Origin of the sequence: Streptomyces sp. NBC_00376 (assembly GCF_036077095.1) — a bacterium.
In the GTDB taxonomy this organism is placed as follows: domain Bacteria; phylum Actinomycetota; class Actinomycetes; order Streptomycetales; family Streptomycetaceae; genus Streptomyces.
Map to the genome: position 1 here is coordinate 601,545 of NZ_CP107961.1, position 11,165 is coordinate 612,709.

At 66.7% G+C, this 11,165-nt stretch carries 9 protein-coding genes and 1 pseudogene; 7 read left to right on the forward strand and 3 right to left on the reverse strand.

Translation table 11 applies throughout. The annotated features are described in order from the left end of the window. Positions 1 to 34: 34 nt before the first annotated feature. Positions 35 to 421 carry a hypothetical protein gene (locus tag OG842_RS42635; protein ID WP_266737482.1) on the forward strand — a complete coding sequence of 129 codons (387 nt, stop codon included), beginning with the start codon at positions 35 to 37 and terminating at the stop codon, positions 419 to 421. Between the two features lie 460 nt (positions 422 to 881). Here OG842_RS42635 and OG842_RS42640 read toward each other — a convergent pair. Continuing rightward, positions 882 to 1,374: pseudogene (locus tag OG842_RS42640) on the reverse strand (recombinase family protein); the annotation flags it as partial. Positions 1,375 to 1,584: 210 nt separating this feature from the next. On the opposite strand from OG842_RS42640, the gene OG842_RS42645 reads away from it, so the two are divergent. Beyond that, positions 1,585 to 2,151: a phosphohydrolase gene (locus tag OG842_RS42645; RefSeq protein WP_266738091.1), complete on the forward strand. Its 567-nt coding sequence runs from the start codon at positions 1,585 to 1,587 to the stop codon at positions 2,149 to 2,151. A gap of 802 nt (positions 2,152 to 2,953) precedes the next feature. Then, a complete protein-coding gene (locus tag OG842_RS42650) occupies positions 2,954 to 3,109 on the forward strand; it encodes a hypothetical protein (RefSeq protein ID WP_266737480.1) in 156 nt (51 codons plus the stop codon). A 380-nt stretch (positions 3,110 to 3,489) separates the two neighbouring features. Here OG842_RS42650 and OG842_RS42655 read toward each other — a convergent pair whose 3' ends face one another. Continuing rightward, complete coding sequence (locus OG842_RS42655) at positions 3,490 to 4,752, reverse strand: ricin-type beta-trefoil lectin domain protein (protein ID WP_266737479.1); 1,263 nt, start codon at positions 4,750 to 4,752, stop codon at positions 3,490 to 3,492. Positions 4,753 to 5,452: 700 nt separating this feature from the next. Between OG842_RS42655 and OG842_RS42660 the strand changes: the two genes are divergently transcribed. After that, a protein-coding gene (locus OG842_RS42660) for an IS3 family transposase (protein ID WP_328512735.1) occupies positions 5,453 to 6,672 on the forward strand; the annotation gives its coding sequence in 2 pieces (ribosomal slippage) (positions 5,453 to 5,708 and positions 5,708 to 6,672; 1,221 coding nt in all). 54 nt (positions 6,673 to 6,726) lie between these two features. Here the strand turns inward: OG842_RS42660 and OG842_RS42665 are convergent. Next, positions 6,727 to 7,236: an ATP-binding protein gene (locus tag OG842_RS42665; RefSeq protein WP_266737478.1), complete on the reverse strand. Its 510-nt coding sequence runs from the start codon at positions 7,234 to 7,236 to the stop codon at positions 6,727 to 6,729. Between the two features lie 1,214 nt (positions 7,237 to 8,450). On the opposite strand from OG842_RS42665, the gene OG842_RS42670 reads away from it, so the two are divergent. The 3 genes from OG842_RS42670 (at position 8,451) to OG842_RS42675 (ending at position 10,994) form a co-directional block, all read left to right on the forward strand. Continuing rightward, positions 8,451 to 8,858 (forward strand): hypothetical protein, encoded by a 408-nt coding sequence (locus OG842_RS42670; RefSeq protein WP_266737477.1) that lies wholly within the window; start codon positions 8,451 to 8,453, stop codon positions 8,856 to 8,858. Between the two features lie 531 nt (positions 8,859 to 9,389). Further along, positions 9,390 to 9,611: a DUF5988 family protein gene (locus tag OG842_RS45505; RefSeq protein ID WP_353962613.1), complete on the forward strand. Its 222-nt coding sequence runs from the start codon at positions 9,390 to 9,392 to the stop codon at positions 9,609 to 9,611. Positions 9,612 to 9,758: 147 nt separating this feature from the next. Beyond that, on the forward strand, positions 9,759 to 10,994 hold the full coding sequence (locus tag OG842_RS42675; protein WP_401878816.1) for a beta-ketoacyl synthase N-terminal-like domain-containing protein: 1,236 nt from the start codon (positions 9,759 to 9,761) through the stop codon (positions 10,992 to 10,994). Positions 10,995 to 11,165 lie beyond the last annotated feature (171 nt).

Sequence of the window (11,165 nt, forward strand, 5' to 3'; positions counted from 1 at the left end):
TCTCCGCATCTACGGCGAGGCGGGGGAGATAATCGTGGGAACAGAGCCGTCGAGCCCTCCGAGCCGCTGGTTCAGAGAAACTGGCTTTGGTGTCCTCTTCGGTGGGCTGACCGCGGTGGTGACCATTGCTGCAATTGGGAGGGCATGGGCTGCTTGTGACATCGGCAGCAACGCAGCAGCCAACGCCATGGCTTTGCTGTTTCTTGCGCCTCTAATATGGATCGCCGCTGCGGTTCCGTGGGTGATCCTGATCAGAACCCTCGGAAGACGTCATCGGAGGACAGCCCTGGCTGCAGGGATCATCTTCACCCTGTGGTTCACCTGGTTCCTTGTCACATGGCTCGGTATGCCGGACTCCTACCCCGCCCCGTTGTGCCCGGGCAACATCCCACCCTGGTGGCCAAGCTTCATCCCGGCATGACTCCGGCGAAGCCTGTGAACGACCTTGGCACCGGCGGCGGCAACCTACTCAATAGCATCCCCGAGCAGCCGCTGCACGCCAGCAAGATCGGGTTATGAGTTCTATGGAGCCCTGGCGAAGGTTCTCTCAGCGGGGCGGGCGCACGACACCGAAACGATCGAGCACCTGGCGGATCCTCGTGTCCGGAGTGGGAGTTGGCTCCCGAAGGGTTCCGAGGTAGGCGAGGCGGTAGCTGAGCGGGAAGGGTCGGAGGGTGAGCGGGGACCGAGCACGCCTGCGCAGGAGCTGCTGAAGTTCAGCACGCCCCGGGGGTCCTGCGTTGCTGGCGCGGTTCGTGAAGTTGCAGGTGATCGAGCCGGAGAACACGTTCTGGCGGCGTGGTATCCAGGCATGCGTTCGGTACGTGGACGCGCGACCCCTGGCAGGTTGTGGCCCAGGCCGGCCAGGCCAGGATTCCGATGCGTTCCAGAGCACGGCATACGGTGGGGCGGCCCACGGAGAACACCTTCATCAGTTCGGCGATCGTGTAGTCGCCGGTGGCGTGCATGCGGACGGGTTCGGCCTGCTGGCGTGCTGACAGCTTGGGCTGGCGCCCCTTGAGTTTGCCGCGGGCGCGGGCGGCGGCCATGCCCTCGCGGGTGCGGATTCCCAGCAGGTCGGCCTCGAACTGGGCGAAGACGACCGGCATGTTGAAGAGCATCTGACATCGGGTTGGCCGGGTCGTAGACGCTGCCGCCCAGGGAGAGGCGGACGCCGCGGGCGAGCTCGGGCACGACCAGGATGTCGCCGACTCGGACGGCGGCCAGGGCCTGATCGAGGCCAGGCCGGGCGAGACTGGTGCCGGTGAGTCCCTTGTCGAGGTAGATCCGGTCATCCGGAACACCGAGCGCGTTGAGGGTCTCGCGTTGGGCGGTGAGGTCTTGTTCGACGGTCGAGCACCTGGCGTAGCCGATGAATTCCCCCGCCGGGCGAGCGTACCGTTTGTACCCCCCCTTCACCGGACAATTGCGCGGACCACGTACACGAAACGGCAAGCGCGCAGCCCGAGCGGATCGCGAAGCTCGGCCTCGGTCGTCCCGGTGAGGGATCCGCTTACGGACACAGGAAGAGGCTGTGGTCAGTACCCTGACGCGGTGAACACCAGCACTGTCTTGTCCAAGGCCATGAGCAGCACCGTCGACCCGCCTCTGCTCCCTCTGACGGGCCGTGTCGCAGAGCTTCTGTCAGAGCTGGGAAGTCCGCCACGGCTGGCAGCTCACCTGCGTGCCGTCCATGACGTCGCACACCAGTTGGTCGACTGGGTGGAACAGCGCTACCCCGCTGTTGTCTTCGACCGCGAGGCAGTGCTCTTCGGGGCGGCCACGCACGACGTAGGAAAGACAGTGCACATCACCGAGCTCTCCGGGCCCGGATCGGCGCACGAGGAAGCCGGGCAGGCTCTTCTGCTCCGCCACGGCATCAGCCCGGAACTGGCGCGCTTCGCCGCGACTCACGCGTCGTGGACGGACGTACGGGTCGGCCTGGACGACCTGCTGGTCAGCCTCGCTGACAAGATCTGGAAGAACAAGCGTGCTTCCGACCTGGAGGATCTCGTCGTGGCTCGGCTGGCCGAAGCAACTGGCCGGGCGGCCTGGGAGGAGTTCATCGCGCTTGACGGGGTTCTCGCCGACATCGGCGACGCAGCAGACGAGCGCCTGGCGTTCCAGGCATCCTTCCCGATCCACCACTGAGGGCTCGGGCCCGCTGGGCCGTTTCAGCCGGCCGACTTCCGTGGCCCGGATGACACCGGGTCAGATGTCAAGGAGGTCGGGGATCTGCGTCAGCTCGCTGTCGTCGGCTCCGTGCAGGTGGCCGCTGCCGCGGCGGCCGCGGCCCGGGCCTGGTCGGACAGCGTCGGCCCACCTGCGGCCAGTAGTCGCTCCAGGCCGCCGTCCCCAGCACGAGGGTCCCGGAGGGTGCGGTGAAGGTGCCCGAGGTCGACTTGGGCCTCAACCGTCTACTGAGCGGAGGAACGGCGTCGAGGGCCGCGTTTGTCCGCTGGTTCGGGCAGCAGTTGCGGATCTTGAGGCCCGTGAACGTTCACGAGAAATAGCAGCGCGAGCGACGGGCGGTGCGTCGCTCGTCGTGCCCGCGGGGTGTCACTGCCCGGCGCGTGGCCGGGTGAGTCCGGCTCCGACCCTGGTCAGCATCTGGCCGAGGAGGTGGAGGGACCGTGCCCGTGTCGGCACCCCGCGCGCTGTTCCCGTCCAGCAGGCGTCAGTGAGCTTCTCTGTCACCGCAAGGATCTGGTCGTCGTCCTGGGACGAACCGCACGTAGCTGGTGCGTGAAGGTCTGCAGGCGCGGTGCCAGTGCGGGCAGGGTACGGTCCGTTGGGAAGACGACGGCAAGGCCGGCGAGTGCGAGGCGAACCGCAAAACATTCGGCCGACCAGCGGGTCAGTAGATCTGGAGTGCGGACCTGGACCGCGTTGCGGGCCGGGCCTCGCTGTCGGGATCGGCATGTTGCGGGGTGGCAGGCCAGGTCTCGGCGAGGTGGCGTTCGGCGACAGTGGCAGCCCTGAACAGCAGGTCGACAGCTTGGAACCGGTTTCGGGCGAGAATCCGGTCGTCAACGGCGAGGGCCGCGACCAGGGCGAGGCCGTCAGCGGTGCGGGCCGGCAGGTGTTCTGGTGGAGGATCTCGTTATAGAAGTCGCCGAGGAAGCTCCGGTCGTCCCAGTAGGGGGCGACCTCGGCGTCGAACAGCATCGCCGCCTGGGGTGGCCTGGGGCCCTGCAGGCGGTCGGCGATGACGTCCTGGAAGAGCTGCCGGATCGGCGGACCGGAAGCGATCGCGTTGTTCCGGGTCTGTTCGGGTCCGACGTGTGTATCCATGGCCGGAGCAGCCTACTGGAGCATCTCGGACCGACGGCCGTCGCCTGGGCGGGAGTTGACAGTCGTCGGCCCGGAGTCCGCGGCGGTCAGCCGGCCTTGGCAGGCGCTTCGGTCCGCGCGCGGTGCGCCTGGCCGACTCCCGGGAGTGCTGCTCCTGGCGCGATTCGGTGAGGCGCCGGCCGAGGCCATGCGAGCTCAGCCACTCCAGCGCCAGTAGAGTTCGGGCCGGGGCTGCGTGCCGCAGTCGGAGAGCTCGAGCTCGGGGTTCTGCCGGTCGCGGTCGTTCCAGCGGGCGGGGAGTTCGCGGTCGTCCTGGAACAGACAGCGGTGGTCACTGCTGACGATCCGCCAGGCGTGACGTTTCCAGGTCGAGCTCTGCCACGGCTCACGGGTCCATCGCTGGCTCCCGCGACCGTCCTCGCACCGCTCAAGTCCGACGGCCGATGAGTTCGCGGCCAGACACGAGTCGCGGTCGAGCCGTGGCCTGATCGTCCCGTCCTTCCTCATGTCCCACTTCTGCGCGGCTGATCCGTCACAGCCGCGGATGTCGGCCGTACCGGCGTTCGACGGCCCGGTGGTGGCGTGGAGGCACTGTGACGGTCCCCTTCCGGTGAAGTACGTCGTCCGGCCGATGTCCCCGAGGATCTCCCCGGCGCGCGGGGACCGGGGGGTCTGCTGGTACTGCCGCTGGATCCACAGACTCCAGTCCTTCTGGAGCGGGCCTTTGTAGGCGGTGACGTTCGCGCACGTCCCGGTGGCCCGGCACTTCCGGCTGGCGAGATACCAGCGCGCCACCTCGTCCTTCTCGGCCGAGGCCCCGGGGGTCAGGTTCGGTGCGAGCGGCGACATGGTGTAGCCGAGGTAGGCCGACACGGGAACCCCGAGCGCGTAGCCCACCCTGCGGAAGTACCGGGCGCCGACGCCGTGGTCGGCGTGGTCGACACCGCCGCCGAGGCCGAAGGCGAACGAGGCGTTGTCGTGATCCATCGTCAGGATGCGCTCTGCCCGGCTCAGCCGGACCAGTGCGGACACCACCGCGAGCAGCCGGTCCTCCGTGTAACTCGCGGTGCTCTGGAACGGCTCGATGCTCTTCTTGTCCCGGTCGAACAGTCTGAGCAGGCTGTTCGCCTCCTGGCCGTGCGGCAGTCCGTCATGGAGGTCCAGGAACGTCAGCCGCACATCGGTGTCCCTGGCGTCGTCCGCGAGCTGGTAGGACCTGACCCGGACACCGTCCGCCTGCACATCCGACCGTTCCCAGCGGTTGGTCGCCTCCGCCATCTCCGCGTAGGCCGCCCGCACCCCGTACTCCCTGCGGTCCACGTACTCCAACGCCTCGACCCGGTTCTTCTTGGCATCGTCGCCGGCGGTCAGATACACCGTGTCGACCGGGCACCCGGCGCGGATGGTCTGCCTGATCTCCGGGTTCAAAAAGGCCAGGTCGTCATCAGGATGCGCCACGCCGACCAGGGTGCGACGGCACTGCCGCGGATCCTTCGCGTGCGCGGCCGGACGGGACGCCCCGGCCGTCGTGCCCGCCCCGGGAGCCGAATCGGGCACAGCCGAGCAAGCGGGCCCCAGCAGGGCGCAACCGACCAGCGCCACCGCGGTCGTCGGCGTACGAAAGGACCAGCCAGGGTGACGCTTTCTCCAGCCCACCGAGGGCTCCTCTTCCCGCTGCAGCCCCCCTCACGGAGCATCGTCCAGCGGACGAAACGGAAGCAACCGACACACCGACGAGCAGCCAGCAGAATTGCGCCGGAACCCGGATACCGCCTTCCTCCACTGCCTTCCTGGCCTGGTGCCCCCGCAATCGGCGCCTGGCCTTTGGAGTCGGCACGACTTCTCCCTGTCGAACCTAAGGCGCTGTCCGTTCGGCTGGCACTCGATCGCCGTCCACCGCTCCGGGGCGTCCCCGACGCCGGTCAGCGCGGAGCCGAAGACCAGACCGAAGACGCCCAGACAGCTGTGCAGCTCGGCCTCGATGGGGGCCGGGGCAGCGATGGGGTGTGGATCAGGTCGTCCCAGTTCCCGCGAAGGCGGCGGCCACGATCGCGAAGGCGTGCGTGTCCTCAAGGACGGTGGCGGTCTCGCTTGAGGTGCCCCCGGTGGTGTGGACACTCTGACAATGGATCTTGTGGATCCGAGGAAGGGTGTCCTGGTGGGACGGCAATCTCCGTATCCGGCGGAGTTCAGGAATGACGCGGTCGCGCTGTACCGGTCGGCGGGTGGGAAGCGTACGTATGCGGCGGTCGCGGCGGATGTCGGGGTGACCGGCGAGACGCTGCGGAGCTGGGTGCGCCAGGCCGACGAGCACGCAGGCCGGGATCACGGCCGCGAGGACCAGACCGCGCAGGGCCAGGATGAGGAGCTGGCCCGGCTTCGCGCGGAGAACGGCCGGCTGCGCAAAGCGGAGAAGGAGTGGGAGCTCGAGCGGGAGATCCTGCGCCGGGCGGCGGCCTATTTCGCGAAGGAGATGAAGTGAAGACCCGCCGCTGGGACTTCGTCTCCGCCCACGCCTCATCCTTCGGCGTCCAGCGGATATGTCGGGTTCTTCAGATCTCGCGCTCGGGCTACTACCGGTGGATCACCGGCGCGAAGGCCCGCGCGGGGCGGCAGGCTGCCGAGGACGCCCTGGTCGCGGAGATCCGCGAGGTCCACACCGCGCACAAGGGCACCTACGGGGTCCGCCGCGTCCACGCCGAACTGCGCGGCTTCGGGCACACCGTCAACCGCAAGCGTGTCGAGCGCCTGATGCGCCAGCACCGGCTTGAGGGCCGGCACCTGCGGCGGCGCAAGCGCACCACGATCGCCGACCGGCTCGCACCACCGGCCCCGGACCTAGTCCAGCGCGACTTCTCTGCCGGGCAGTTGGACGAGAAGTGGTGCGGCGACATCACATACGTGCAGGTCGGTGGCGCGTGGATGTATCTCGCCTGTGTCCTGGACATCTGTTCACGCCGGGTGCTCGGCTACTCGATGGCCTCGCACATGCGCGCCGAGCTGGTCATCGACGCGCTGAAGATGGCGGTCACGGCGCGCGGCGGCAACGTCGCCGGAGTGATCTTCCACGCGGACAGGGGCGCCCAGTACACGTCGGCTGCGTTCGCGCAGGTCTGCGATGGTTTCGGGATCCGCAGGAGCATGGGCCGGGTCGGTTCGAGCTACGACAACGCCCTCGCCGAGTCGTTCTGGCAGGGACTCAAGAGGGAGACGGTGCGCCAGAGGCTGTTCTCCACGATGCGTCAGGCGAGGCTGGAAGTCTTCCAGTGGCTCACCTACTACAACGCCCGCAGGCGCCACAGCGCCCTCAACTACCTCTCACCAGCCGAGTTCGAACAGCAGCATCTGCGAGCAGCTAAACTCTCAATTGCGGCATGAGCCCCTGTGTCCACACTCCGGGGGACACCTCACTCGATCCGGGCCACCTACTTCTCATGCACGGGGTTCCGGCGGGTGCCGCGTCAGGGAGATGGTGGCCCAGATCGTCCGGGACCCGTCGCGTTCCACGTGTGTGCCAAGTGCTCGGGTGCAGTTGGCGACGATCCCCAGGCCACGGCCGAAACCGGAGTTGCTGTGCCAGTGTTTGACGGTCCGTTCCGTACCCTGGTCGCGCATCTGGATGCGCAGGTGACCTCTGTTCTGCTGCAGGTCGGTGGTGATGATGCTGCTGTTGGTATGGAGAATGGCGTTCGTGGCGAGTTCCGTGGTGATCAGCAAGGTCGTGTGCCGGACGCCTTCGTCGGTCAAATGTTGCTGATCGAGCCATAAACGGGTCAGGTATCGGCAAACAGGGACGGCTCGGTCCACTGCCGGGAGGTGCAGGGTGGTGGAACGCGATCGGAGCCAGCCGGCGGCCAGTACATTCGCCACCGGCGTATCAGGCCATCGTTCGACTTCTTGCGGGGTGAGCGCGATACACGCATATGCGCGGGTTGTCGACATGACTCTCCTGGTGCTCGTGAGAGGCGCAGGCGGCAGAAGGTTCTGGTGTCCCAAAGCGGCGCGTGGTGGCGCCGCCAGCGTGTCGGGGGTGTCCCTTCACGCGTGTGAGAAGAAGGAGCACGGCACTGTGCATTCATGGGGCCTGTATATAGGGGACGGCGGTGGACACGAAGACGGAAGGGCGCATACGGGGCGCCGGTTCTGTTGTCCGCACGCTCCTTTCGCTCGGCGGCGTGATGAGCCTTTGTGCAGGGGCGTCCCGGGCTCCTGGACGGATGCTCTGGCGCGGACCCGGGCCAAATACGGCGACAACCGCCGTGCCAATGCGGGACGGCGGTCTGTCGGGCTGGTCTGGGCCGGCGGCGACGTGGCCTTGCCGCGACGCGCTCGACCGGGTGCTGGATCCTGAACGTCAGCCGACGCCGGGTGGCGCCGGCTGACGCGTCCAATACCTCTCACGGGGCGCCCATAGCGGTAACCAACCGTTCAGCGGCTGGCGCGAATCAGACACTTGATCGGTTGGATAGCCACTTCCCCGGAGAGGTCGGGCGGCCAACCGTTGGACACAACCGTTATGCGTCGGGTCTGCATATGACGGCAATAGGTGCCAGCGGGACAGTACCCGAATGGCCTAATGCGATGCGATTAAATTTATGGATTCTGTCTAGTTTAGAAATGGACGAATGGGCGGGGTGGGTGTTTCGGCCGTCGGCCACGTGGCGGATTTCTGGCGCCTTAAGTCCCGGTTTCTCATTGCTGCCGGGTCCGCAACCGTGAACATCTGGTATCTGACAGGGTTCCTCTGGCGGGGTTGCCGCAAAGTGCCGAATCGTTATTTCGGCGGGGTTATGCGGCTTTGTTGTGGCCTGAATTCTGCGGAGGCAGGAAAGGGGGTGTGCACACTGTTACGACAGTGAATGTTGTTGCGTTTGATTTCCGCTTTGCACGGTACTCCAATCGGGTGATTGGTGGCTTCCTCTCTTGAGGTGTCACTAATTCGTCCCGCTTACTGGATTGGAACCGGCGGGTCGCCCATCCCTTCCCGGGGACGTGGCTGCTACCCGTTCCGGTCCTCGCTCCCGTCACATTGAAGTGTGCGGCGGCCAGACGGTGTTCTTGCTCGCAGAACAGACCGTCCCTTTGGGAAGAGAAGGGCCCCGCTCAGCCGACGTCGCTGCCAATGAGCGCGTACGTCATTTGTAGGGAGTGCCAGTATGTTCCGTTCCCGTATTGCCACCGTCACTGTCGCCGCCGCTCTGGCGGCGGGCGCCGTAGTGGGCTTCGCCCCCCTGGCCGCAGCGGCTCCCGCCGCTGTGGCCGCTTCCGCGTGTGTCAGCGACCTGCAGGCCGCGCAGGCGTCCAACAGCGCCGCCATTGCCGCCGACCAGACCAACGACACCAAGGCCGCCTTCTCCAGCAACCTGAGCACCTCCACCTCGCTCGTCTCCGCGCTCGGCGACTGCGCCGGGCAGCTGCCGGTGGTGGGGGCTAATGTCCTCATGGCTTCCGCGACCAACGCGGCCGCCAGCGTGTACAACCTGCTCGGGGCCGCCAGTTCGGCTCTGAGCTCCGAGCAGGCGACCGCTTCGTCGATCAGCCAGGCGCTGGCCAGCGCGACCTGACCGGCGCCCAGGCGGGCGTCTGTGACCAGGCGTTCTCATCCCGCCTCAGCTGGCCCGGCCATTGCCCGGCCTTCAGGTCCCGGCCTGGAGGCCGGTGCGCAGGCCGGCGGCCCACCGCCGCTCAGGCGGCGGTGGGCCGCCGGAGCGGCCGGCGAGAATTCGCTGGTTCTCTCCATGTGCAGCCGGAGCCCCCGCGGCCCGGACCTCTGAAGCCAGCGAACCACGAGGCGAGGCCGGCTATTTGCTTCCTCTCCGCGCTCACGGCGCGGGCATACATGTATGCCTGAAAAGTGATGCACTTTTTCCCACTGCATGGTCACTGTACTGGTCGCTTCCTTCTTCAATTCCCTGTGTCGCGCCTGCTGAATGGATTCCGGTTTCTGATTCTCGCCTTTTCTGTCAAGTGCTCGCGAGTGAGGGGCCGGCGATTTCGTGCCGCGTTCCAGGTGAAGCGCTCTGGGGTGTGGTGTGCATGCGCGGAGTGTGAAATGGCGTCGATCAGTCGCCCTCTACTGCCGACCGACATTGGAGATGGAATTGTCCGACCGTATTCGAGTCAAGCTTTCCGGGGGCCCGGAATGGATTCCCATTCCTGTCGTATGGTACGTCCAGTCTCTGGAGACCCAAACCAAAGTGAAGATCCTTTGCGGCAACGCCTATGAACATTTCGATTTCTCGGGAAGTTACTCCCTCTATGAAGGTGAGCAGCTGCCCGTCTATCGCTGGTGCGGTCGCACATATGTGGCCGAATAGGGCCATCCCGTGATCCTGAAGGGAAAATTCCATGATCAATCCATCAGCATCTGCTGCAGGTGACTCATGACGCGGCGGACCGGAGGCCGAGCCCGGGATGCTGTGGTCACCGGCATCGGGCTGTGCCTTCCCGGTCCAGGGTCCCCGGTGTTCACCGCGGACGATCTCTGGAACGTCGCGTCCACCGGAACGTCCTGCCTCATCAAGAACGGCGTCTACTACGGCAGCGTGGACCTGCCGGACGAAACCTTCGATGAACGCGTGCCCGGGATTCCCGAGTTCTTCTCACGCCACTACACAGATGCCCACCGCTTCGGACTGGTGTCGCTGGCGCAGGCGTGCGCGGACGCCGGCCTCGAGACCCAGCACGATCTGGAAGAAGCCGCCATCCTGGTGGGCCGCGGCGGCGTGGACGCCAACGTCGACAGCTATCTCGCCGTCCTCAGGGCCGACCCCGCGACCTACCCAGTCGCGGACGCGCTGGAGATGTTCGTCGCGGCGGAACAAGCCATCACCCCCTCGGATGTTGCACTGGTCCAGGGCGCACTCACGCGGTCCAAGGCCACGAACTTCACCGTCTCCTGCGGCTGCGCGTCATCTGCCCTTCAGATCGGCAACGCACAGCGCCTCATCGCCGCCGGTGAGGTCGATGTCGCCGTCGTGACCGGAGTCGACGTCTTCAGCGTCACGCTCATCCGCAACATCCAGCGTCTGCTGAGCGGGGCCCAGAGGGCCTACGACACCATGCGGTCCCAGGACATGCCCAGCCTCCTGCCGTCGTTCGACGCCCTGATGCGCCCCTACGACCGGCGCGCAGAATGCATCAACCACGGCGAGGGGTCAGCGACCATCGTCATGGAGAGCAGGGAACACGCCTTCCGCCGGGACGCCCGCCCCTACGGACAAGTCCTGTCGCAGGCAACCACCCGCGACGGGCTGGCCAATCCACTGGCCAGCGACGAGAGCGGAAAGGCACTGGTCTCCGCAGTGCGGCGATGCCTCGGTGACACCTGGGAGATCACCCAGGTGCCCTACATCCACGGCGGCAGCGACGGCAACGTCGTCGTCACAGCATTCGAGGCGAACGCCATCAAGGAACTGTACGGTCCCACGTCGAGCGACCTGCTCATGACTTCGCAGGAAGGCTGCTTCGGTCACAACGGCGCCCCGGCCGGCTGTCTCGGCGTGGCCCTGACCCTGCTCATGATGAACCACGGCCAGGTGTGCCCCACCGCCAACTGCGAACAGCCGGCGCAACAGCTGACCTTCGATCCGGTTCCAGGAACAGCACCCCGCCGCCTCGACTTCGACTACGCCTTCAGCTTCAACTACCAAGTCGGGGGTGTGAAAAGCGCGATCCTGCTGGGAAGCCCCGACGTCTGAGCCGCTGTTCCCTCAGCCGTCTCATTGTTCACAGGCCGTCGCCCTAGGGGAGGCGACGGCCCAGCCCCCGCTCCACCGCCTCTCACACCCCCCACCGCCCCGGCCCGGACGGCCCACACGCACGCACGTACACACCGGTGCGCACTTTGCCCTCTACCGCCTGGCACACCT